The following is a 21,333-nucleotide window of genomic DNA, read 5'->3' as shown; positions in this document are numbered from 1 at the left end:
CATGACCTCGTCATCCCTGGACATCCAGCGCCGCTCGGCCAGCCCGACGGCGGCGGCCGAGGCCCGGAACCCGGCCGAGATCGCCCAGCTCATCGACGTGTCGGTCTGCATCGGCTGCAAGGCCTGTCAGGTCGCCTGTTCCGAATGGAACGAACTGCGCGCCGATGTCGGCACCTGCGTCGGCGTCTACGACAACCCGACCGACCTGTCGTCGCAGGCCTGGACCGTCATGCGCTTCGCCGAGGTGGAGGAGAACGGCAAGCTGGAATGGCTGATACGCAAGGACGGCTGCATGCATTGCGCCGAACCCGGCTGCCTCAAGGCCTGCCCGTCGCCGGGCGCCATCGTCCAGCACAAGAACGGCATCGTCGACTACAACCAGGATCACTGCATCGGCTGCGGCTATTGCGTGTCCGGCTGCCCGTTCAACGTGCCGCGCCTCAGCCCGAAGGACGGCAAGGCGTACAAGTGCAACATGTGCTCCGACCGCGTCGCGGTCGGGCTGGAGCCGGCCTGCGTCAAGACCTGTCCGACCGGCGCCATCCAGTTCGGCTCGAAGGAGGACATGAAGGAGGTCGCGGCCACCCGCATCGCCGATCTCCAGAGCCGCGGTTTCCAACATGCCGGCCTCTATGACCCGCCGGGCGTCGGCGGCACGCACACGATGTATGTGCTGCACCATGCCGACAAGCCGGAACAGTATTCCGGCCTGCCCAACGATCCGTCGATCAGCACGGCGGTCGGCCTGTGGAAGGGTGCCCTGAAACCGCTGGCGACGGTCGGCATCGCCGCCGCCGGCCTGTTCGGCTTCTTCCACTATATCACGGTCGGTCCCAACCGGGCCGATGACGACGCCCACCAGGACGCCAACGACGACGCGAAGGTAGACACCCGCGAGGAGGACCGGTCATGACGGAAAAGGCTGAAAATCTGGCCGCGCAAAATCCGGCGGCGCAAAATTCGGTGAAGGAAAAGCTGATCCAGCGCTACAGCGCCGCCGAGCGGATCAATCACTGGGTCGTCGCGGTCTGCTTCGTGCTGCTGGCGATCTCCGGTCTTGCCTTCTTCTACCCGGCCTTCTTCTGGCTGACCGGCGTGTTCGGCACGCCGGAACTGGCGCGCATCGTCCATCCCTTCGTCGGGGTGGTCATGTTCGTCGCCTTCGCCCGGCAGTTCTTCCGCTACTGGCACCACAACCTGCTGAACCGCGAGGACATCCGGTGGATGGTCGCGGTGAGGGAGGTCATGAAGGGCAACGAGGTCGGCGACATCGGCCGCTACAATGGCGGCCAGAAGGCGATGTTCTGGGTGATGGTCCTGTGCATGGCAGCATTGCTGGGTTCGGGCGTGATCGCGTGGCGGCCTTATTTCGCCGCCTCCTTCCCGATCCCGGTCATCCGCATCGCCCTGCTGGTCCATGCGACGAGTGCCGTGGTGCTGATCTCCTCGATCATCGTGCATGTCTATGCAGCGCTTTGGGTTCAGGGCACGATCCGCGCGATAGTCGAAGGCGTTGTTACCCATGGCTGGGCCAAGAAGCACCATCCGCGCTGGTATCGCGAGACCACCGGCAGGAAGGTCTGAGCCCGAGGAGACTGACATGCCGCTCGACATGCTGACCGATCCTTCGGACGGAGCCGCCTTTCCAACCGTCCACCGCACCGCCGTCCTGCGGCTGGAGCGGGGGCGGGCCGAGGCCTGCGACGACCTTGTGATCGAGGAGGTTCCGGTCGCGCTGGTCTATAACCGCATTTCCCATGCGGTGATGCTGGCCTCTCCGGAGAATCTGGACGATCTGGGGCTGGGCTTCAGCCTGTCGGAGGGCATTCTGGCCGGTCCGGACGAGCTGTTCGACATCGCCGTCAGGGAAGGCTGCGATGGGCTGGAGGTTCACATGGACATCCCGCTGGAACGCTTCATGGCCCTGAAGGACCGCCGCCGCAGCATGACCGCGCGCACCGGCTGCGGCCTGTGCGGGGTGGAGAAGCTGGAGGCGGTGGCAAGGGTCAAGGACAGGGTGGTTCGCGGCAAACCCGTGCCGGTCGTCGCGGTGAGCCGTGCGCTTGCCGACTTTGCCGAGCACCAGCGTCTGCACCGCCTGACTGGCGCGGTCCATGGCGTCGCCTGGGTTGATCGGGTGGGTACCATCACGGCGATCCGTGAGGACGTCGGCCGGCACAATGCGCTCGACAAGCTGATCGGCTGGATGGCCCGCACGGGAATCGATGCCACCGACGGCTTCATCCTGACCTCCAGCCGGGCCAGCTTCGAAATGGTCCAGAAGGCGGCGGTTGCCGGCATCGGCTGCCTCGTCGCCATCTCCGCTCCGACCGCGCTTGCGGTGCGGCTGGCGGAGGGGTGCGGTTTGACGTTGGCAGGCTTCGCGCGTGACGAGCGCATCGTGGTCTACAGCCATCCCGGCCATTTCATCGTTTGAAGGCCAGGGATCTCGATTGCCCGTTCTTGCAATCGGCAAAACCGAACGCCCCGGTTCGATGGAACCGGGGCGTTCGCATGTTCGGTTTGGTCAGAAAAAGCCGGGACGCGGCCGATGCCGTCAGCAGCGACCCGACGACGTCGGCGACTCCTGCTGCCGCAGCGTCCGCGATGTGAGCAGCCTGCGCGGGATATGGCGAGCCAGCCCAAGGGCGATGCCGGTGCCGTGCAGCGTCGCGGTGGACAGAACGAAGCCCAGTCCGTAGAGGAGCGGCTCTGCGGTCTGCGGCATCTCGGTGCCGTGGGCATGGCCATGCAGGACGGCGAAGGCGCCGACCAGGATCGCGGCGGCGGCGACCGGCACCCGCCTGTTCAGCAGCACCAGCAGCCCGAGCACCGCCACGGAAGCGGCGATCCCGGCCTCCACCGCCGGCAGTTCGATCCCGGCCATCCCGAGCGCGGCACCACCGGACAGCATGGCGATGAAGGCAGCCGGCAGCATCCAGATGGCTCGGCCACCGTTCTGCGCCGCCCAGATACCGACCGCCACCATGGTCAGCAGATGATCGATGCCGGTCAGCGGGTGGAGCACCCCCTGAAGGAACATCGCTTCGCCGGCATGGCCGGTGTGGGCAGCGGCCGGCAGAGCCAGCGTCGCCGCCAGAACGCCGGCGAGGCCGGCGGAAAGCAACCTGTTCATCGAACGATCTCCTAAGGGGTTCGGCCGGCCACGTCGCCCGTGTCAGGCGAGCAGGGAGGCCTTCAGGTGCCCTCTCCCGGCCTCTGCCTCGTCGACCTGGCGAAGCAGGTCGAGGGTGACCCGCGCGTCGGCTTCGTCGACGCGGGAAAGCGCGAAGCCGAGATGGACCAGGACCCATTGGCCGATCTGACCTGTCATGTCGTCGCCCGGTTCGGCGATGCAGGAGAGATTGACTTCCCGCTTTTCGCCCAGGATGTCGGCGACGGCGAGCATCCGTCCGGCATCCGCGATGGCGATGATTCTGGCCGGTACTCCCAGGCACATGGTCGGGCTCCTTCTCGTGCCGTCATGCCACTTCCAATTCGACCAGCGTCAGGTCGTCGCCGCCGCGGGGGGACAGGCGCAGGCCGCCGCAGATCGGGCAGGGGGAGAGACGCGTCGGAACCTCTCTCTCGCTGGAGCAGTCTTCACACCAGACCAAACCGGGCGGCTGTTGAATGTCCACCGTCGCTCCCTCGGCCAACGTATCGCGCCTGACCACATCGAAGGCGAAGCGAAGGGCCTCCGGATCGACGCAGGCGAACCGCCCCACCGCCAACCGGATCCGCGTGACCCGCTGGAAGGCGTGGCGCTGCGATTCCTCCCGCAGCAAGTCGATCAGGCGTTCGCACAATGAGAGTTCATGCATCGTCCTTCTCCACGATGGGAGCCGGAAGTCCCGAGCGGCAAAAAAGCATCGGTTCAAGAGACCTGCAAGGCATATCACCGACACTTGACCGCTGCAAATTATAAATAGGGAAAACACGAGTTTTCTTAAATCAAGACTGATCAATAACAAATTTCTATGGTGCGATAATCAATATTTATTCAAAGATGATCAGCGAATATTGACGGTGAGCCGGAATGCCGCATGTCGTTCTGCGGCGGCTTGGCGCAGAATCGGGCAGCGGGTGCTTGGCTGACCTCGCCGCCGGATTCGATGCTCCAGGACCGGCCGCGCCAATGGTAGACCGTAACGGACCGTCCAGCCGGTGCCCACACCCCATCTCCCACAAACTCGCCACAGCCAGGGTTCGGGCCATATCATGGAACATGCAACCGCCTGTAGCGCCCCGCAGCCCGCCGCACTTTCCCTGGCTCACCCGCTTTCCCATCGCGGAGTCCGGCATGTGCAGGCGATGATCCGCACGGAGTCCGGCTTCGACCGACGGGAAGAGAAGATCGTCGACGAGGTGCCGGTCGGGCTGGTCTATGCCGACGATCTCTTCGCCGTCATGCTGGCGACGCCCACCGACCTGGAGGATTTCGCCACCGGCTTTTCCCTCAGCGAGGGGATCGTCGGCAGCGCCGGCGAATTGGCCGTCACCGCCATCGATGAGCTGACGGACGGTGTCCGCATCCGCATGCAGTTGCCGGTGGAGCGGCTGGCTGCCCTGCTCAAACGCAAGCGCAACCTGATGGGTGGGTCCGGCTGCGGCCGTTGCGGCACCGACAGTTTCGCCGAAACCCTGAGACCGCTTGATCCGGTCCGCTCCGCCGCCCGCATCGAACCGGACGCGATCATCCGTGCCATGGCGGCATTGCCGTCGGGGCAGAGCCTGAACCGGGAGACTGGGGCCGTCCATGCCGCCGGCTTTGCCCGCCCCGATGGCGAGCTGGTGGCGGTGCGCGAGGATGTCGGCCGGCACAACGCGCTCGACAAGCTGATCGGCGCGCTCGCCCGCGCCCGGATCGACACGACCGGCGGCTTCATCGTGGTGTCGAGCCGCTGCTCCTTCGAGATGGTTCACAAGACCGCCGCCGCCGGCATTCCGCTGATCGCCGCCATCTCCGCCCCGACCTCGCTGTGCGTGGGCTTCGCCGAAACGGTTGGGGTGGGCGTCGTCGCCTTCGTGCGGCAAGGCCGCCTCACCGTCTACGCCGTCCCGTCACGGGTCGCGATGCCTGTCTGATCGGGGGGCGGAAAAGCCCGCGGGCCGGTTCATCGCCGGCCCGCGGGCTTTTCATTTGCATGCGCGGTCTTTTCAGCGTGTCGCCGCCGGCTGCCCCATCGACGGCAGCGGCTTTTGCGACGGCAGCGGGGTCAGGCCACCGAGGCCCTTGCGGTAGATCAGCCAATAAATGCCGCCGACGAACACCGATCCGCCGACGATGTTGCCCAGCGTAGCGAACAGCAGGTTGTGCAGGATGCCGCCCGCCGTGATCGCCGACATGTCCAGCCCGGCCGGCACATGGCCCGTCACCTTCAGCAGATAGGCCAGCGGCAGGAAATAGAGGTTGGCGATGCAGTGTTCGAACCCGGCGGCGACGAAGGCGGCGACCGGCAGGGTCAGCGCCACGATCTTGTCCGTCACCGTCCGGCCGGCATAGGCGAGCCAGACGGCGAGGCAGACCAGCAGGTTGCACAGGATGCCCTTGAAGAAGATCGTCACAGCGTCGGGCGCGATCTTGCCGATGGCGAGCTTCAGAACGGCGGCGCCGACCGCACCGTTGTTCATCTCGGTGTGGTGCGACAGATAGATCAGGAAGACGAGGCCCATCGCCCCGACCGCGTTGCCGATCCAGATGGTCGCCCAGTTGCGCAACACCTGCGCCGTGCTGATCTGGCCGTTGGCCCGCGCCATCACGATCAGGCAGTTGCCGGTGAACAGCTCCGCCCCGCCGACCATGACGATGGCGAGGCCGAGCGAGAAGACCAGCCCGCCCAATATCCGCTGGACGGCGAAGCTCAGCGCCGGATCGGCCAGCACGATGACGAAGAACATGCCGCCCAACCCGATGCCGCCGCCGGCGACGACCGCCAGCATGAAGCTGGGCAGGAAAGGCATCGTCGCCTTCTTCACCCCCAGCTTTTCGACCTTGTCCTGGATCTCGGCGGGCGAATAGGCGTCCATGCCGAGGACCGGCGTGTCTTTCGATGCAGGATCCGCCATGGCGAAATTCCTCCACTTGTCTTGAGTTGCCTTGAGGTCCGGATCAGCCCACCGTCTCGTAGCCCTCGAATCCCTCGCCGCGGACCAGCCGGTCGTGTACGGCCTCCACGGAATTGCGGATGGTGGGTGTGACAGGCGCGAAGAAGCTAGTGTCCTGCGGCTGGATGCCGAGGAACAGGATTTCCGGCACGGTTTCCCGCAGGCTGTCGATCAGGAAGTTCAGCGGGATGGCGTGGGTGGTGACCATGAACTGCTCAGCGACGCTGTCCTGCCCGATCAGGCGGACTTCGCCGGGCGGCAGTTCCATGTCGGCGGCATCGACGATCAGCACCCGCTGCGGCGCCAGCTTGCGGATGTGGTGGGTGTGGTTCTCCGGGACATCCTCGCCGTCCACCACGGTCCAGCCGGGGGCCGGCTGCTCGTCGAGCAACTGCGCCAGCAGCGGGCCGGCGCCGTCGTCGCCGCGCAGGACATTCCCAACCGTGAATACGACATCGGTCATGACAGCCGTCTCCCCATCAGATAGATCGCGGGCTCACGCCGGATGGCGTCCAGCGCGGTGCGCAGCCGGTCGAGCCAGGCCGCCACGTCGGGCGGGGCGGTGGGCAGCACCGCTTCGACGGCCGCCATCAGCAGCCGGACGTGGGTGCTGTCCACCGTGATCTCGCCAAAGCGCAGCAGGCCCGACAGCTTGCGGTGCGCCTCCTCATTGTCCTTCAGCGCGTCGAGAACGCGGTCGAACACCGCGGTGGTGCAGCGGAAGGCCGGCTTGAAGCAGTCGAACACGCCGATGTGATGCCCGATGGCCAGCGAATAATAGACCACCTGCCGGGCAGCCTCCGGGATGTCCTCCTTGCGTTCCAGCACCTTGGCGTTCAGTTGGTAGAAGACGACCTCCGGCGCCACGCCCCGGCCGGCGCGCAGGCCGGGAATGGAGCCGGGATCGGCTTGTGCGGGCGTGTTCATGGCGCTTCTCCCCGGGGCGCTTCTCCCCGAATGGCCCGCTGCACCACGTCGGCCAGCCGGGCGATGATCTCGGCGCGGCGCGGATCGCGTTCCTCGCCGATGGCCTCCAGCATCCGCTCGGACAGGCTGAAGGATCCCGGCGTGTGCGCGTGCCCCTCCAGCAGGGCCATGAACTCCTCGGCGATGTCGCGGCCCTGGCGGTAGCCGGCCATCCGCCGTGCCTCGCGTTCCAGCCGGACCCGCAAGGCATAGGGGATGTCGGGATGGGGCAGGGCGGCGGTCTCGCCGGCGGCCTCGACATGGGTCTCGGTCTTCAGCTTCTGCTCCAGCAGACCGAGCGCCACGGCAAAGCCGTGGATGGTGGCGGCCGGCGTCGGCGGACAGCCGGGGATGTAGACATCCACCGGCACGATGTTGTCGGTGCCGCCCCAGACGCAGTAGAGATCATGGAAGATGCCGCCGGTGCAGCCGCAGGCGCCGTAGGACACCACGATCTTCGGATCGGGCGCCGCCTCGTAGGCGCGCAGCGCCGGCATCCGCATGGAGCGGGTGACGGCGCCGGTGAACAGCAGGATGTCGGCATGGCGGGGCGAGGCCACCACCTTGATGCCGAAACGCTCGGCGTCGAACACCGGGGTGATGGACGAGAAGATCTCGATCTCGCAGCCATTGCAGCCGCCGCAATCGACGCGATAGACGTAAGCCGAGCGCTGGATGTTCTTCAGCAGCGCCTTCTTCATCGTGGCGATCTGCTCGCTGGTGGAGACCGGCGACATCTCCGCCACCAGGGTCTTGGGGTCTACGGGGACGTTCATGGCGTGGTCTCCAGTTCCTTGGCCGGCTTTCCGGTTTTCGAGAGGCCGGCTTCCATCTGGCGGGCGATTCCCATGCCGGCGATGTGGTGGACATCCTGGGCGCGCTTGCAGGCCGGGCAGGTCGCGGCGGTCAGGCGCAGCCGGTCCGCCTCCTCCGCACTGCGGGCCGACTGGCTCAGCAGGCGGGCGACGTAATCGACCTCCTTGGCCGGGGCGAAGGGCTTGCCGCAGCAGGCGCAGTCGGCCAGCGTGAAGACGGCCTTGCGCGTCAGGTCGGCCTTGCTGCCGACCGCCAGTTCGAAATCGTCGGACAGGCGGATGGCGCTGGTCGGGCAGGATTCCTCGCAGCGGCCGCAGAAGACGCAGCGCCCGTAATTGATCGACCAGGTGCGGCTGCCGGCGGCGGTGTCGGTCTCCATCTGGATGGCATTGGCCGGACAGGCGACGGTGCAGGCCGCGCAGGCGATGCAGTCCTCCGCCTTGTGTTCCGGCTTGCCGCGGAAGTCCTTGCAGACCGGCATCGGGGCGAAGGGGTATTTGACCGTCGCCTCGCCCGTGCGGAAGATTTCCTTGAGTAGCTTGAGCATATCCGCCCCCCGTCACTTCAGCGGTGAATCCGTGCGTTCGCGGCAGTAGCGCTCCATCTCCTTGTAGGCGATGGTCTTGGAGCGCTTCTTGCGCACGTCCACCACGGTCACGCGGTCGGTGCAGGAATAGCAGGGGTCGATGCTGCCCACGATCAGCGGGGCGTCCGACACCGTATTGCCGCGCAGCATGTAGCGCAGCACCGGCCAGTTGTTGTAGGTCGAGGCGCGGCAGCGCCAGCGGTAGAGCTTCTGGTTGTCGCCGGTCATCGACCAGTGGATGTCCTCGCCGCGCGGCGCCTCGGTGAAGCCCAGCGCGAACTTGTGCGGGACATAGGTGAAATCCTCATTCAGCACCGGGCCGGAGGGCGCCTTGTCCAGCAGCTGTTCAATGATCCACAGGCTGTCGAAGAACTCGGCCACCCGCACCAGCGTGCGGGACAGCACGTCGCAGCCCTGTTCGACATGGACCGGCATGTCGAGCAGCTTGTAGCCGGCGAAGGCATGGTCGGCGCGGGTGTCGCGGCGGTGGCCGCTGCCGCGCACCACCGGCCCGACCGGGCTGTAGTCGCGGGCGATCTGCGGGTCGAGCCGGCCGACGCCCTTGACGCGGCCGCTGACGTTGGCGGTGGACAGCAACACGTCGACCAGCCGGGTCACGTCGTCGCGCAGCTCGGCGACCAGTTCGCGGGTCTTTGCCTGCTGGTCGCCCAGGATGTCGCGGCGCACGCCGCCGATCAGGTTCAGAGCGTAGGTCTTGCGCGCGCCGGTCAGCAGTTCGGCCAGCGTCATCGCCTTCTCGCGCACGCGGAAGAACTGCATGAAGCCGGTGTCGAAGCCGATGAAATGGCAGACGAGGCCGAGGTTGAGCAGATGGCTGTGCATCCGCTCCGTCTCCAGCAGGATGGAGCGGATGGCCTGGGCCCGCGGCGGCACCTTGATGCCCAGCGCATTCTCCACCGAACTGGCATAGGCGACGCTGTGGGCGTAGCCGCAGATGCCGCAGACGCGGTCGGCCAGGAAGGTGACGTCATTGTAGCCCATCCGCGTCTCGGCCACCTTCTCCATGCCGCGGTGGACGTAGAACATGCGGTAATCGGCGTCGATGATGTCCTCGCCGTCGACGAACAGGCGGAAATGGCCGGGCTCGTCCGACGTGATGTGCAGCGGCCCCAGCGGGACGACGCGGGTCTCCTGCTTGGCCTCGTTGATGAACTGGTAGGTCTCGTCGTCGCTGGTCGGCGCCGGGCGCAGCCGGTAGTCCATCGAATCCTTGCGCAGCGGATACAGCTCGTCCGGCCAGTCGTCGGGCAGGACGAGGCGGCGTTCGTCCGGCAGCCCGACCGGGCGCAGGCCGAACATGTCGCGCACCTCGCGCTCGCCCCAGACGCAGGCGGGCACCCGCGGGGTGACGGACGGGTATTCCAGCGTGTCGGCCGGCACCTCGCAGCGCACCACCACATGGCACTTGTCGCCGCCCTCCATGGACAGGACATAGTAGACGGCGTAGCCGCCGTTCAGCGGCCGTTCGTCGTTGCCGACGACCACCGACAGCCAGCCATTGTGGTCGTAATAGAGGCTGGCGACGACGTCGGGCAGCGAGACGGGCTTGACCGTGATGGTGACCTGGGACTCGGTCTGCCAGGATTCATCGAGGATCGCATGGGGCAGGCTCTCGCGCAGGGAGGCGATATAGCCGCTCCCGACCCGTTCCGGAGTGAGGATGTTCATTTTGAGATCTCCGTCTGCGAGAGGCTGCCGGTCACCAGCTGTCCGCCGGCGCGGGCCGTGTCGTATGTCTGCCCGTCGTATTTTTGCCAGGGGGCGGCCACCACCGGGCGGCTGTCGCCGTTCATCACCACTGCGGTCGCCTGCTGCACCAGAGTGGACAGCGGCTGCGGCACGGCGAAGCCCAGCGTCAGCACCAGCACCGCCAGCACGCCCAACGGGGCGAGCGCCTTCCAGCCGACATCACCCTTGGCCATCGTCTCCGGGCTCTTGCCCAGCACGCTGTCGGCGACGATCTTCACCAGACCGGCGATGGTGATGCACAGGAACAGCGCGCACAGCGCCATGATCCAGCCATAGCCTTCGTTCAGCCCGGCCATGAAGACCATGAATTCGCTGACGAAGATGTTGAAGGGCGGGAAGCCGGCCAGTGCCAGGGCGCAGCCCATCATCAACAGGCCGGTGGCGGGCGCCACCCGCAGCACGCCCTTCACCGCCCGCAGGTCGCGGGTGCCGTATTTCATCAGGACGTTGCCGGCGCTGCAGAAGAACAGGGCCTTGGTGACGCTGTGGTTGATCGCGTGCAGCAGGGCGGCGGCGATGCCGAGCGGCCCGCCGACGCCGAGCGCCACCACGATCAGTCCGACATTCTCGATGCTGGAATAGGCCAGCTTGCGCTTCAGATCCTGCTGCACGAAGAACAGCAGCGACGACACACCGACCGACAGCAGGCCCAGCGTCAGCAGCAGCATCTGCGGGAAGCCGGTGCCGACCGTGCCGACGGTGATGACGTAGAAACGGATGACGATCAGCAGCGCGCATTTCAGCAGCACGCCCGACAGCAGGCCGGACACCGGACTCGGCGCCTCGGAGTGGGCGTCGGGCAGCCAGGCATGCATCGGGAAGATGCCGGCCTTGGTGCCGAAGCCGATCAGGGCGAAAACGAAGGCCAGCTTGACCAGCATCGGGTCCAGCTCGGCGGCATGGCCGACCAGGGCCGTCCACAGCACCGCCTGGTGCGGGTCGGCCAGCACGTCGGCGGCGTTGGAGAAGACCAGCACCGTGCCGTAGAGGCCGAAGGCGACGCCGACCGTGCAGATGATGACGTATTTCCAGGCGGCCTCCAGCGAGGATTTCTGCCCGTAGAGCCCAACCAGGAAGGCGGATCCAAGCGTCGTCGCCTCGATGGCCGCCCACATCATGATGATGTTGTTGGCGGTGACCGCCAGCAGCATGGTGAACAGGAACAGGCTGAAGAAGCCGTAGTAGATGCGGACCTTGCCGGCGCCGATGGCGCCGGACTCCAGATCGTGGCGGATGTAGGCGATCGAATAGAGGCCGGTCATCAGCCCGACCACGCCGATCAGCATCATGAAGACGGCGCCGAGCGCGTCGACGAACAGCCAGTCGCCGAAGGCGGAGATGGCGCCGCTCGACAGCACCTGGATCAGCGCCGCGATGCTCAGCAGGAAGACATAGCCGATGGAGCCCAGATGGATGCGCTCCAGCAGCGTCACGCTGCCCTTGTCGGTCGCGAAGGCTTCTGGCAGAGAGTCCCGGAACCAGGGCAGGGTCAGCAGGAACAGCGCCACCGCCAGCGGACCGATCAGCAGAAGTGGGGGAAGGATCGAGGGTACCATGGCGGTCATCCCTTCAGGCTCGTGAGCTGGCGCGCGTCGAGCGTGTGCAGCGTGTCGAAGATCCGCGATCCCAGCGCCGCCATCACCACCACCGCGAAGATGGCGTCGGTGGCGATGCCGATCTCCACCAGCTCCGGCGCGTTGGGGGCCAGCAGGGCCAGGGTCAGGTGCGACCCGTTCTCCATCAGGCAATAGCCGAACACCTGTTTCAGGATGTTCCGCTGCGCCACGATGCAGGCGAGGCCGATGAAGAACAGGGCGAGCGACACCGCCAGCGCCGGCTTGATGGCGTCGGCCGCCGGCAGCGTCACCTTGGACGCCACGACGAAGCAGAGGATGAGGGCGACCGCAGCGCCGACGATGGACAGCGCCGTCGGCATCACCGCACCGGTGCCGATGGCGGGATCGCTCAGCCGGCGGAAGGCGCGATACATGATGGCCGGGACCAGGATCACCTTGGTCAGCAGCGCGGTGAAGGACCAGAGATACAGCTCGCCTGATCCGGTGGCCCCCGCCAGCGCCACGAACAGCATCACCAGGATGAAGCTCTGCAGTGCGTAGAAGCGGGCGGAGTTGGCCGGATTGCTGGCGAGCGTGACCAGAAGGGAGCTGACGATCAGCAGGCCCGACAGGCCGTTGACGATGAGAAATCCGTTCATGACCGTTCCCTCCCTCAACCGAGCCACGAGGCGGCGATGGAGCTTGAGACCACCGTCATCGCCACCAGGGCCACCAGCACGAACTTCATGCCGGCCGGTAGCGGCGCCGCCGCGGCCATGGTGGTGGACGGCTTGCCGGGCACCGAATGGCCCAGCCATTTCAGGAACCAGGCAAAGGAGCCGACCGATTCCGCCAGTGCTATAACGACCAGCAGCATCAGCGCCCAGTGATGGGCCCCGACCTCGAACCCGCCGGCGAAGATGGCGAACTTGCTGAAGAAGCCGTTGAAGGGCGGCACGCCGGTGATCGCGAGCGCGGCGCAGACGAAGGCGACGCCCAGCAGCGGCGATTTGGTGACGATGCCGCGCAGCGACGGCAGCAGCCGGGTGCCGGCGGTGTAGCTCAGCGCGCCAGCGACCAGGAAGAACAGCGTCTTGGCGAAGGCGTGGTTGAAGATGTGGGCGATGGCGCCCTTGAAGGCGAGGTCGGAGCCGAAGACCGACAGAGACAGCGCCAGCAGGATGTAGGCCAGCTGCGTGATGGTCGAATAGGCCAGCAGGCGCTTCAGGTCGACCTGCGGCAGATACATGAAGAAGCCGTAGACCAGCGTCAGCACCGCCATGATCGAGCCGACCCAGCCGACGATCTCCGGCGCGCCGCCGGCCGACATCAGCCCGCGGGCGAAGATGTAGACGCCGACCTTCACCATCGAGGCCGCGTGCAGGTAGGCGCTGACCGGGGTCGGGGCCTCCATGGCGTCGGGCAGCCACATGTGGAAGGGCAGCTGGGCCGACTTGCCCCAGGCGGCGACCAGGATCGCCAGCAGCACGACCGCCTTCATTCCCGGCGACAGGTCGGTGATGGCGGTCAGCGAGAAGGTGCCGGTCGACAGGAACAGCAACGCCGCCGCGACATAGAGGCCGAGCGAGGCGACATGGGTGACCAGCAGCGCCTTCGCCGCCGAGCGCAACGCCTTGGGCAATTCGTAATAGCCGATCAATGCCCAGGAGCAGGCGCCGGTCAGCTCGAAGAAGGCGAGCTGGCCGACCACTGTGGAGCTGAACACCAACCCGGTCATGGCGCCGATGAACACCAGCAGGAAGGCGTAGAAGCGCCGCCGGCCGATGTCGGGATGCTCGCGGTTGCCGGCATTCAGATAGGCGGCGGAATAGATCGCCACCAGGAGGCCGATGGAGATCACCGCCAGCGCGATCAGCACGCTGACGCTGTCCACCACCAGCCCGAGGATCGAGACCGATCCGAAGGAGATCAGCTCGAAGGTGCCGCCGACCTTGCCGTCGCCGAGCAGCGACATCGCGAGGATGGCGATCACCGCGACGGTGGCCGCGGCGAAGCCCTGGCACAGCCATTTGGCCGATGCCCGTTCCGATGCCGCGATGGCCGCCGCACCGCCGAAGGGGACGAGGATGGCGGCCAGCGCCAACAGTCCGAGCGGTTCCGTGGGAAGTGTTATCATGATGCTGCCCCTCGCCGGCTCACAGGCCGACCAGATAGAAGACGAAGGCGAGCGAGGCGGCGCCGACCCCGACCCAACTGTGCTGGGGGGTCAGGCGGAAGCGGACGCGCGCGACGCTGTTCTCGACCACGCCGACGGCGGCGAAGATCAGGACCAGCTTGATGGCGAAGGCGACCAGCCCGAACAGCAGCCCGAAGACCGTCATTTCGGGCGCGCTGCCGAAGGGCAGGAAGACGCCGACGAACCAGGCGACGACGACCGTCTGCTTCAGCGCCATCGCCCATTTGATCAGTGCCAGCGAGGGGCCGGAATATTCGGTCAGCGGGCCTTCCTGAAGTTCCTGTTCGGCCTCCGCCATGTCGTAGGGCAGCTTGCCCAGTTCGATGTAGATGGCGTAGGCGAAGGACAGGGCGGCGATCACCGTCGCGGTCGCCGACCGCACATGGCCGTCGGCGATGGCACTGCCGATGGCGCCGAGGTTGGTCGAGCCGGCCAGCAGCGCCGCCACGAACAGCGACAGCAGCATCACCGGTTCCACCAGCACGCCCATGGTCAGCTCGCGGCTGCCGCCGATGCCGGAGAAGGAGCTGCCGCTGTCGATGCCGGACAGCGAGAAGAAGAAGCGGGCGAGCGCGAACAGATAGATGACCGTGATCAGGTCGCCGATTGGCGCCACCGGCGTGAAGCGGGTCAGCATCGGGATGCCCGTGGCGATGACCAGCACCGTTGTCAGCATCACCGCCGGCATCGATCGGAAGGCGAAGCCGCTGTTCGGCGGGGTCAAATCCTGGCGGGTCAGCAGCTTGGCGATGTCGCGATAGTCCTGCAGCAGGCCCGGCCCGTGTCGGGTGTGCAGTTTTGCCCGGACCATGCGCGACAGGCCGGAAAACAGCGGGGCCACGGCGAGCAGGAGGAGCGCCTGGAGCAGTCCCAGGATCAGGTGTGAGAAGGTCAGCATGGCGTCCTCCCGTCAGACGGCCAGCGCCAGCAGCGCGATCAGCGCCGCGACGATGTAGAGGCAGTAGATGCGGAAATCGCCGGCCTGGATGATCTGCAGCCACTTGCCGCTGGCATCGACCGCACCGGCGATCGGGGCGATGACGCTGCGGTCGGCCAGCGGTTCGGTGCGCCGCGCCAGCGTGACCACCCGCTCGAAGCCGTGGGCGACGCCGGTCCAGCGTCCGGCAATCGCTTGGCGCATGCTGTAGAGCGGGGCGAAGAACATGCGGATCGGCTGGGCGAAGCCGCCGGCGCTGGCGGACATGTGCTGGTCCGGCAGATAGCCGGCCGCCCAGGGGGCCGCCACCTTGCGGTCGCCGCCACGCTTGGCGGCGAAGGCCGCTTTCAGCGCGATGGGCAGGAAGGCCATGGCGATCAGCAGGATGGCGATCAGCGGGGTGGAGAGCGTCGCCTGCTGGGCATCGCCCGGCAGCAGGGTGGCGCCGACCGCCAGCGTGACCGGAGCGGTGCCGATGGTCGCCGCCGCGATGCGGCCCATCACCGGCGCCACCAGCGGAGCCAGCAGGCCGAGCGCGACGCAGGCGACGGCCAGAACCGCCATGCCGGCGACCATCGCGGCCGGCGCCTCGCGCGCCTCCTCGGCATGGTGGCTGCGCGGTGCGCCTGCGAACATGATGCCGTAGGCCTTGACGAAGCACATCACCGCCAGCGCGCCGGTCAGCGCCAGCATGACGGCGGCGATGGGGGCGGCGAACTTCACCAGCGGGGTGCCGTCCAGCGCCGCGGCGAACAGCGCCTGGTAGGTGTACCATTCAGACACGAAGCCGTTCAGCGGCGGGATCGCCGAGATGGCCAGCGCACCGACCAGGAAGGACAGGGCGGTCCAGGGCATGTTGCGGGCCAGCCCGCCCATCTCCTCCATGTCCTTGGTGTGCATGCGGAAGATGGTGGAGCCGGCGCCGAGGAACAGCAGGCCCTTGAACACCGCGTGGTTCAGCAGGTGATAGAGGCCGGCCATCAGGCCCAGCACCGCCAGCACCGGCTGGTGCAGCGCCATGCCGATCATGCCGGTGCCCACACCCAGCAGGATGATGCCGATATTCTCGACCGAGTGGTAGGCGAGCAGCTTCTTGATGTCGTGCTCGGCGAGCGCATAGACGACGCCCAGCACCGACGACACCGCGCCGAAGGCCAGCACCAGCAGACCCCAGCCCAGCATCGCCGGCCCGGCGCTGGCGCCCAGCAGGTCGATGCCGACCTTGACGATGCCGAAGACGCCGATCTTGATCATCACGCCCGACATCAGCGCCGAGGCGTGCGACGGGGCGGCCGGATGGGCGCGCGGCAGCCAGATGTGCAGCGGGATCATGCCGGCCTTGGCGCCGAAGCCGATGAAGGCCAGCAGGAAGACGACGCTGTCCAGCGGGGCCGGCAGCGGATGGGCGCGGAAGGCGGCGAAATCGAAGCTGCCGGCCTGGTTCGCGATCAGGAAGAAGGCGGCCATGATCAGCACCGAGCCGCCATGGGCGACCAGGAAATAGAGGAAGCCGGCGCCCACCGCCTCGTCGTCCTGGTCGAAGATGACCAGGAAATAGGAGGCCAGCGACATCATCTCGAAGAAGATGAGGAACCAGAAGCCGTTGTCGGCCGCCACCACCAGCATCATCGAGGCGATGAAGGCGTTCATGAAGAAGCCCATCGCCCCGACGCCGCGCCCGGCATATTCGCGCACATAGGCGAAGCCGTAGATCCAGGCGACCAGCGACAGCAGCGAGATGACCGCAATCATCAGCCCAGCCAGCGGGTCGAGCCGCAGGACGAAATGGGCGAAGGGGTAGGGGCCGGCGGCGTCGAGCACGGCCGGCTGGCCGGCACCGATGGCCGTCAGCCCGGCGCCGAGCCCGGCCAGTGCCGCGGCGATGCCGACGCCGCTGCCGCCAAGACGGATGTCCCCCTCCCGATGCTTCAGGAGGAGGCAGAGGATGGCGCCGCCGCAGGACAGCAGCAGCGACATGATGAGAAGGGAGAGTGGAATCATGGGTCCAGCCCCTCCAGTGAGGCGAGCGGCGTTTCAGGACTGACCGGTGCCGCCGCGGCCAGCGTGCGCTTGACGGCGGCAGCCTGGCGGGTGGTATCGGCGTCTGCCGCGTAAAGGGCGGCGGTCGGGCACACGCGCACGCAGGCCGGGCCATCGCCGGAGAAGGCGCAAAGGTCGCATTTCACCGCCACGCTGCGCACGCCGATGTCCCAGGCCAGCAGCGGATCGAGTGCCGCCGAGTGGCTGGGCGTCGCCACGGCGATGCCGGCGACCCCGGCGATCCCGGTGCCGCTGGGCGTGATGGCGCCGAACGGGCAGGCCAGCGCGCACATCTTGCAGCCGATGCAGGCCTGCTCATCCAGCAGGATGCTGTCGGCGGCATGGGTGATGGCGTTGACCGGACAGACGCGGGCACAGGGAGCGTCCTCGCACTGGTGGCAGAGGACGGGGCCAGTGTCGTCGCCGATCCGCATGACGGTCAGCCGGGGATGCGCCTGCAGCCCCTGTTTCTTGTGTGCCTCGGTGCAGGCCGCCATGCAGGTGTTGCACCCGATGCATTTTCTCGGTTCCGCGATAACGAAGCGATTCATGTCCAAACCTCCGGCTTCCCGGGCGGGTGCGTCGAATCGGTCGATCAGGAGTTCCTTGGCAAAGCCCGGCAACAGGGAAAGCCCGATAAGAAAAGCTGATCGCCCAATAAGAAGACAGTATTGGCTCGCGCACGCCCCCACGCCGCCTGTTGTCACGGACGGTGTGGCGGAAGGAGAGCCAGCTGTTGCGAATCTTTGTCAAAATGGAGACCGCTTGTGCGGTCACTGTTGACTTGCTCACGCTATTCCTGTGGCTGACGTGATGTCAACTAGACACATAAAAAAAGTGGGTATAAGGTGCGCGACACAAAGACCGGGGGTCTGTGGGTGTTTTGTTTGGCAAAAGACATCCGGTGAACTCTGATAAAAAAGACAGGATACTCGATAGGATCGGCTTATCGGCATCGATTACTTTTAAATATCGGGCGATAAGCGATTTCAATCGGACGTGAAGCCACCGGTGCCCGCAGCGGCCAACCGGCGCGTAACGCCAGGGAACAGTGTAGCGATGCCGGGGCGGCTCCGTCCGACGGCCCCCTCCGGCTGCCAACAAGGACGACGGGAATGAACAAATTCGTCACTGCCAACCCGAGCAAGTGCATCGGTTGCCGCACATGCGAGATCGCCTGCGCGCTTGCCCATTCCGAAGGAGCCGGCGTCGAAGGACTGGCGCCGGAAAGCTTCAAGCCGCGCATCCGCATGGTGAAGACGGCCGACGTCAGCACCGCGGTGATGTGCCACCATTGCGAGGACGCGCCCTGCGTCAACGCCTGCCCGAACAACGCCATCGTCTACCGCCAGCACAGCGTGCAGGTGGAGCAGGAGCGCTGCCTGGGCTGCAAGAACTGCGTGCTGGCCTGTCCGTTCGGCGTCATGGACGTGGTGACGGTGCCGGCGGTCCGGCAATTCGCCGGCATGACGCTCAGCCTGGGCGTCAAGGCGCAGGCGCACAAATGCGACCTTTGCATCGAGCGTGGCGACGCCGGACCGGCCTGCGTGTCGGTCTGCCCCACCAGCGCCCTAACCCTGATGGACCGGGAGGCGATGGACGAGACCCTGCGCCGCCGCCGCGAGCGTGCTGCGCTGGAAGCCGCCGAAGTCGCGGCCTGATCCACGGTCACCACCCCATCACTGCGGCCGGCACACAGCCGGCACAATCGAGCGAACACCGAGGTCGAAATGGAAAAGCATATGGCGGTCTGCCCCTACTGCGGTACGGGCTGCAAACTGAATCTGCTGGTCGAGGGCGGGAAGGTCGTCGGTGCCGAACCCCTCAACGGCGTCACCAACGAAGGGGAACTCTGCCTCAAGGGCTATTTCGGCTACGACTTCATCAACGACACCAAGCTGCTGACGCCGCGCCTGCGCAACCCGATGCTGCGCCGCTCGCGCGATGCCGCGTTTGAGGCGGTATCGTGGGACGAGGCGATCCAGTACGCTGCGAAGAAGCTGGGCGAGATCAAGGCCAAATACGGCCCCGATTCGATCATGACCACCGGCTCGTCGCGCGGCACCGGCAACGAGACCAACTATGTGATGCAGAAATTCACCCGCGCGGTCCTCGGCACCAACAATGTCGACAATTGCGCGCGCGTCTGCCACGGCCCGTCGGTCGCCGGATTGCAGGTGACGCTGGGCAACGGCGCCATGAGCAACTCGATCCCCGAGATCGAGCACACCAAATGCGTCCTGGTCTTCGGCTACAACGTTGCCGACAGCCATCCGGTGATCGCCAAGCGCATCATCAAGGCGAAGGAGCGCGGCGCCAAGATCATCGTCTGCGATCCGCGCAAGATCGAGACGGCGCGTCTGGCCGATCTGTGGCTGCCGCTGAACAACGGCTCGAACATGGCGCTGGTCAATGCCTTCGCCAATGTCCTGATCAATGAAGGGCTCTACAACAAGGAATATGTCGCCAGCCACACGGAAGGCTTCGACGAATACAAGAAGATCGTCGACAAATACACCCCCGAATATGCCGCGGCCATCACCGGCCTGCCGGCGGAGGACATCCGCGAGGCGATGCGCATCTACGCCGCCGCCCCCTCCGCCACCATCCTGTGGGGCATGGGCGTCACCCAGTGGGGCCAGGGCGTCGACGTGGTGAAGGGGCTGTCGGGGCTGGCGCTGCTTACCGGCAATCTCGGCCGTCCGAATGTCGGCGTCGGCCCGGTGCGCGGCCAGAACAACGTCCAGGGCAGCTGCGACATGGGCGTGCTGCCGACCGAGTTCCCCGGCTACCAGAAGGTTACCGACCCGGAGATCCGCGCCAAGTTCGCCAAGGCCTGGGGTGTCGACTCGCTGCCCGGCGAGATCGGCTACCGCCTGACCGACGTGCCGCATCTGGCGGAGACCGGCAAGCTGAAGGCGATGTATGTGATGGGCGAGGATCCGGCCCAGACCGAGCCGGACCTGACCCAGGTGCGCAAGGGCTTCGAGGCGATGGAGTTCGTCATCGTCCAGGACATCTTCATGACGAAGACGGCGATGTTCGCCGACCTGATCCTGCCGGCGACCTCCTGGGGCGAGCATGAGGGCGTGTTCAGCGCCGCCGACCGCAGCTTCCAGCGTTTCACCAAGGCGGTGGACGCCAAGGGCGACGTCAAGCACGACTGGGAGATCATCAGCCTGCTCGCCACCGCGATGGGCTATCCCATGCATTACAACAACACCAAGGAGATCTGGGACGAGCTGCGCGAGTTGTGCCCGATCTTCTATGGCGTCACCTACGAGAAGATGGAGGGGCTGGGGGCGGTTCCCTGGCCGTGCCGCGACCTCGACTCGGCCGGCTCAAAGTATCTCTATGAGGGCAACGTCTTCCAGCGGCCGGGCGGCAAGGGCCTGCTGTTCGCCACTGAATGGCGCCCGCCGCAGGACCAGTTGACCGAGGAGTTCCCGCTGATCCTCTGCACGGTGCGCGAGGTCGGCCATTACTCCTGCCGGTCGATGACTGGCAACTGCGCCGCCCTGCAGACGCTGGCCGACGAGCCGGGCTATGTCACCATCAACCCGAAGGACGCCAAGGCCCTGGGCATCCGTGACCAGGAGCTGGTCTGGGTGTCGTCGCGCCGCGGCAAGGTCATCACCCGCGCCAGCGTCACCGACCGCACCAACAAGGGGGCCGTCTACATGACCTACCAGTGGTGGATCGGCGCCTGCAACGAGCTGACCATCCACGCCGTCGATCCCATCGCCAAGACGCCGGAATACAAATACGCCGCCGTCCGGGTCGAGGCGATTGCCGATCAGATCTGGGCGGAGAATTACGTCCAGCAGGAATACGCGAAGCTGAAGGGCGGCCTCAGCAATGCGGTGACCGGTGCGGCGAAGAAGGCACCTGCCTACGCGTAAAGCTGGCGGGATTGCACACAACTCTCTTCTCCCCCAGGGGGAGGAGAGAGTTGTCCTGTTCTGAAGGACTCCTCCCATGCATGAGATCGCTCTGTGCCAATCGCTGCTTGAACAGGCGATGAGGGCGCGCGAGGCCAACCCCTTCGACCGGGTGGTGCGCGTCACCGTGTCGGTCGGTTGCGCCAGCCGGGTGCAGCCCGATGCCTTGCGCCATGCCTTCGACCTGCTCAGCCGCGACACCTTCCTGGAGGGGGCCGATCTGCGGATCGACCGTCCGCCGGGCGAGGCGTTCCGGCTCGTCGAGATGGAGGTGTCGTGAGGATAAAGCTTCGTGAGCCTACGATGCGTCGCATTGCCGCTGCGGCAGCCCGCGCGGAGACGCGGACACGTGATCGGTATCAATGATGTTGCTCGGGTCGTGATCGATACGTTCCCGATCCACGCTGCGCAAGACG

The 21,333-nt window shown here is 66.4% G+C and carries 22 protein-coding genes; 7 read left to right on the top strand and 15 right to left on the bottom strand.

Going from position 1 to position 21,333, the window contains the following annotated elements:
- Window position 1: 1 nt before the first annotated feature.
- From fdxH to fdhD (ACWPN8_RS19415), 3 genes are read left to right on the top strand one after another with little or no spacing between them, the layout of a single operon-like run.
- Window positions 2–913 carry a formate dehydrogenase subunit beta gene (gene fdxH, locus ACWPN8_RS19425; protein WP_492241913.1) on the top strand — a complete coding sequence of 304 codons (912 nt, stop codon included), beginning with the start codon at window positions 2–4 and terminating at the stop codon, window positions 911–913.
- Entirely contained in the window at window positions 910–1,584 is a 675-nt protein-coding gene (locus tag ACWPN8_RS19420) for a formate dehydrogenase subunit gamma (RefSeq protein WP_492241912.1), read from the top strand. The genes fdxH and ACWPN8_RS19420 overlap by 4 nt, the downstream gene beginning before the upstream one ends.
- A gap of 16 nt (window positions 1,585–1,600) precedes the next feature.
- Complete coding sequence (gene fdhD, locus ACWPN8_RS19415; RefSeq protein ID WP_492241911.1) at window positions 1,601–2,437, top strand: formate dehydrogenase accessory sulfurtransferase FdhD; 837 nt, start codon at window positions 1,601–1,603, stop codon at window positions 2,435–2,437.
- A 120-nt stretch (window positions 2,438–2,557) separates the two neighbouring features.
- Here the strand turns inward: fdhD (ACWPN8_RS19415) and ACWPN8_RS19410 are convergent, their stop codons facing one another.
- The 3 genes from ACWPN8_RS19410 to hypA are packed head-to-tail and all read right to left on the bottom strand — an operon-like array spanning window position 2,558 to window position 3,824.
- Window positions 2,558–3,136, bottom strand: coding sequence for a HupE/UreJ family protein (locus ACWPN8_RS19410; protein WP_492241910.1), 579 nt, complete (start codon window positions 3,134–3,136; stop codon window positions 2,558–2,560).
- A gap of 42 nt (window positions 3,137–3,178) precedes the next feature.
- Window positions 3,179–3,460, bottom strand: a complete 282-nt coding sequence (locus ACWPN8_RS19405) for a HypC/HybG/HupF family hydrogenase formation chaperone (protein WP_492241909.1) — start codon at window positions 3,458–3,460, stop codon at window positions 3,179–3,181.
- 22 nt (window positions 3,461–3,482) lie between these two features.
- Entirely contained in the window at window positions 3,483–3,824 is a 342-nt protein-coding gene (gene hypA / locus ACWPN8_RS19400; protein ID WP_492241908.1) for a hydrogenase maturation nickel metallochaperone HypA, read from the bottom strand.
- Between the two features lie 490 nt (window positions 3,825–4,314).
- On the opposite strand from hypA, the gene fdhD (ACWPN8_RS19395) reads away from it, so the two are divergent.
- Entirely contained in the window at window positions 4,315–5,088 is a 774-nt protein-coding gene (gene fdhD, locus ACWPN8_RS19395; protein WP_247873060.1) for a formate dehydrogenase accessory sulfurtransferase FdhD, read from the top strand.
- Between the two features lie 72 nt (window positions 5,089–5,160).
- Here the strand turns inward: fdhD (ACWPN8_RS19395) and ACWPN8_RS19390 are convergent, their stop codons facing one another.
- From ACWPN8_RS19390 to ACWPN8_RS19335, 12 genes are read right to left on the bottom strand one after another with little or no spacing between them, the layout of a single operon-like run.
- The gene (locus ACWPN8_RS19390; RefSeq protein WP_109447738.1) at window positions 5,161–6,069 is read right to left on the bottom strand and encodes a formate/nitrite transporter family protein; all 909 of its coding nucleotides are present in this window, start codon (window positions 6,067–6,069) and stop codon (window positions 5,161–5,163) included.
- Window positions 6,070–6,112: 43 nt separating this feature from the next.
- Entirely contained in the window at window positions 6,113–6,571 is a 459-nt protein-coding gene (gene hycI / locus ACWPN8_RS19385; protein ID WP_109447740.1) for a hydrogenase maturation peptidase HycI, read from the bottom strand.
- On the bottom strand, window positions 6,568–7,035 hold the full coding sequence (locus tag ACWPN8_RS19380; protein ID WP_109447742.1) for a formate hydrogenlyase maturation HycH family protein: 468 nt from the start codon (window positions 7,033–7,035) through the stop codon (window positions 6,568–6,570). The genes hycI and ACWPN8_RS19380 overlap by 4 nt, the downstream gene beginning before the upstream one ends.
- Window positions 7,032–7,811 (bottom strand): NADH-quinone oxidoreductase subunit B family protein, encoded by a 780-nt coding sequence (locus ACWPN8_RS19375; protein ID WP_492242101.1) that lies wholly within the window; start codon window positions 7,809–7,811, stop codon window positions 7,032–7,034. Before ACWPN8_RS19375 ends, ACWPN8_RS19380 begins: the two co-directional genes overlap by 4 nt.
- A gap of 35 nt (window positions 7,812–7,846) precedes the next feature.
- The gene (locus tag ACWPN8_RS19370) at window positions 7,847–8,437 is read right to left on the bottom strand and encodes a formate hydrogenlyase complex iron-sulfur subunit (RefSeq protein ID WP_492241907.1); all 591 of its coding nucleotides are present in this window, start codon (window positions 8,435–8,437) and stop codon (window positions 7,847–7,849) included.
- A 12-nt stretch (window positions 8,438–8,449) separates the two neighbouring features.
- On the bottom strand, window positions 8,450–10,165 hold the full coding sequence (locus ACWPN8_RS19365) for a hydrogenase large subunit (protein ID WP_492241906.1): 1,716 nt from the start codon (window positions 10,163–10,165) through the stop codon (window positions 8,450–8,452).
- The gene (locus ACWPN8_RS19360) at window positions 10,162–11,802 is read right to left on the bottom strand and encodes a hydrogenase 4 subunit F (RefSeq protein WP_492241905.1); all 1,641 of its coding nucleotides are present in this window, start codon (window positions 11,800–11,802) and stop codon (window positions 10,162–10,164) included. Before ACWPN8_RS19360 ends, ACWPN8_RS19365 begins: the two co-directional genes overlap by 4 nt.
- Before the next feature lie 5 nt (window positions 11,803–11,807).
- Complete coding sequence (gene hyfE / locus ACWPN8_RS19355; RefSeq protein ID WP_492241904.1) at window positions 11,808–12,461, bottom strand: hydrogenase 4 membrane subunit; 654 nt, start codon at window positions 12,459–12,461, stop codon at window positions 11,808–11,810.
- Between the two features lie 14 nt (window positions 12,462–12,475).
- Window positions 12,476–13,939: a hydrogenase 4 subunit D gene (locus ACWPN8_RS19350; protein ID WP_492241903.1), complete on the bottom strand. Its 1,464-nt coding sequence runs from the start codon at window positions 13,937–13,939 to the stop codon at window positions 12,476–12,478.
- A gap of 19 nt (window positions 13,940–13,958) precedes the next feature.
- A complete protein-coding gene (locus ACWPN8_RS19345; RefSeq protein WP_492241902.1) occupies window positions 13,959–14,897 on the bottom strand; it encodes a respiratory chain complex I subunit 1 family protein in 939 nt (312 codons plus the stop codon).
- Between the two features lie 12 nt (window positions 14,898–14,909).
- Window positions 14,910–16,937 carry a hydrogenase 4 subunit B gene (gene hyfB / locus ACWPN8_RS19340; protein ID WP_492241901.1) on the bottom strand — a complete coding sequence of 676 codons (2,028 nt, stop codon included), beginning with the start codon at window positions 16,935–16,937 and terminating at the stop codon, window positions 14,910–14,912.
- A complete protein-coding gene (locus ACWPN8_RS19335; protein WP_492241900.1) occupies window positions 16,934–17,527 on the bottom strand; it encodes a 4Fe-4S dicluster domain-containing protein in 594 nt (197 codons plus the stop codon). Before ACWPN8_RS19335 ends, hyfB begins: the two co-directional genes overlap by 4 nt.
- Before the next feature lie 564 nt (window positions 17,528–18,091).
- On the opposite strand from ACWPN8_RS19335, the gene ACWPN8_RS19330 reads away from it, so the two are divergent.
- From ACWPN8_RS19330 to ACWPN8_RS19320, 3 genes are all read left to right on the top strand, one after another.
- The gene (locus ACWPN8_RS19330; protein ID WP_492241899.1) at window positions 18,092–18,637 is read left to right on the top strand and encodes a 4Fe-4S dicluster domain-containing protein; all 546 of its coding nucleotides are present in this window, start codon (window positions 18,092–18,094) and stop codon (window positions 18,635–18,637) included.
- A gap of 69 nt (window positions 18,638–18,706) precedes the next feature.
- Entirely contained in the window at window positions 18,707–20,878 is a 2,172-nt protein-coding gene (gene fdhF, locus ACWPN8_RS19325; RefSeq protein WP_492241898.1) for a formate dehydrogenase subunit alpha, read from the top strand.
- Window positions 20,879–20,954: 76 nt separating this feature from the next.
- Window positions 20,955–21,197 (top strand): hydrogenase maturation nickel metallochaperone HypA/HybF, encoded by a 243-nt coding sequence (locus ACWPN8_RS19320; RefSeq protein ID WP_109447759.1) that lies wholly within the window; start codon window positions 20,955–20,957, stop codon window positions 21,195–21,197.
- Window positions 21,198–21,333: the final 136 nt, after the last annotated feature.

The sequence above is a fragment of the Azospirillum sp. UENF 112521 genome (assembly GCF_058780665.1).
This window is presented reverse-complemented; position numbering and strand designations above follow the sequence as displayed.

What these genes read in the sequence shown, in the direction of transcription:
- fdxH (WP_492241913.1), top strand. Translation starts at nt 2, where the DNA reads ATGACCTCGTCATCCCTGGACATCCAGCGCCGCTCGGCCAGCCCGACG.
- ACWPN8_RS19420 (WP_492241912.1), top strand. Translation starts at nt 910, where the DNA reads ATGACGGAAAAGGCTGAAAATCTGGCCGCGCAAAATCCGGCGGCGCAA.
- fdhD (WP_492241911.1), top strand. Translation starts at nt 1,601, where the DNA reads ATGCCGCTCGACATGCTGACCGATCCTTCGGACGGAGCCGCCTTTCCA.
- ACWPN8_RS19410 (WP_492241910.1), bottom strand. Translation starts at nt 3,136, where the DNA reads ATGAACAGGTTGCTTTCCGCCGGCCTCGCCGGCGTTCTGGCGGCGACG.
- ACWPN8_RS19405 (WP_492241909.1), bottom strand. Translation starts at nt 3,460, where the DNA reads ATGTGCCTGGGAGTACCGGCCAGAATCATCGCCATCGCGGATGCCGGA.
- hypA (WP_492241908.1), bottom strand. Translation starts at nt 3,824, where the DNA reads ATGCATGAACTCTCATTGTGCGAACGCCTGATCGACTTGCTGCGGGAG.
- fdhD (WP_247873060.1), top strand. Translation starts at nt 4,315, where the DNA reads ATGATCCGCACGGAGTCCGGCTTCGACCGACGGGAAGAGAAGATCGTC.
- ACWPN8_RS19390 (WP_109447738.1), bottom strand. Translation starts at nt 6,069, where the DNA reads ATGGCGGATCCTGCATCGAAAGACACGCCGGTCCTCGGCATGGACGCC.
- hycI (WP_109447740.1), bottom strand. Translation starts at nt 6,571, where the DNA reads ATGACCGATGTCGTATTCACGGTTGGGAATGTCCTGCGCGGCGACGAC.
- ACWPN8_RS19380 (WP_109447742.1), bottom strand. Translation starts at nt 7,035, where the DNA reads ATGAACACGCCCGCACAAGCCGATCCCGGCTCCATTCCCGGCCTGCGC.
- ACWPN8_RS19375 (WP_492242101.1), bottom strand. Translation starts at nt 7,811, where the DNA reads ATGTCGCCGGTCTCCACCAGCGAGCAGATCGCCACGATGAAGAAGGCG.
- ACWPN8_RS19370 (WP_492241907.1), bottom strand. Translation starts at nt 8,437, where the DNA reads ATGCTCAAGCTACTCAAGGAAATCTTCCGCACGGGCGAGGCGACGGTC.
- ACWPN8_RS19365 (WP_492241906.1), bottom strand. Translation starts at nt 10,165, where the DNA reads ATGAACATCCTCACTCCGGAACGGGTCGGGAGCGGCTATATCGCCTCC.
- ACWPN8_RS19360 (WP_492241905.1), bottom strand. Translation starts at nt 11,802, where the DNA reads ATGGTACCCTCGATCCTTCCCCCACTTCTGCTGATCGGTCCGCTGGCG.
- hyfE (WP_492241904.1), bottom strand. Translation starts at nt 12,461, where the DNA reads ATGAACGGATTTCTCATCGTCAACGGCCTGTCGGGCCTGCTGATCGTC.
- ACWPN8_RS19350 (WP_492241903.1), bottom strand. Translation starts at nt 13,939, where the DNA reads ATGATAACACTTCCCACGGAACCGCTCGGACTGTTGGCGCTGGCCGCC.
- ACWPN8_RS19345 (WP_492241902.1), bottom strand. Translation starts at nt 14,897, where the DNA reads ATGCTGACCTTCTCACACCTGATCCTGGGACTGCTCCAGGCGCTCCTC.
- hyfB (WP_492241901.1), bottom strand. Translation starts at nt 16,937, where the DNA reads ATGATTCCACTCTCCCTTCTCATCATGTCGCTGCTGCTGTCCTGCGGC.
- ACWPN8_RS19335 (WP_492241900.1), bottom strand. Translation starts at nt 17,527, where the DNA reads ATGAATCGCTTCGTTATCGCGGAACCGAGAAAATGCATCGGGTGCAAC.
- ACWPN8_RS19330 (WP_492241899.1), top strand. Translation starts at nt 18,092, where the DNA reads ATGAACAAATTCGTCACTGCCAACCCGAGCAAGTGCATCGGTTGCCGC.
- fdhF (WP_492241898.1), top strand. Translation starts at nt 18,707, where the DNA reads ATGGAAAAGCATATGGCGGTCTGCCCCTACTGCGGTACGGGCTGCAAA.
- ACWPN8_RS19320 (WP_109447759.1), top strand. Translation starts at nt 20,955, where the DNA reads ATGCATGAGATCGCTCTGTGCCAATCGCTGCTTGAACAGGCGATGAGG.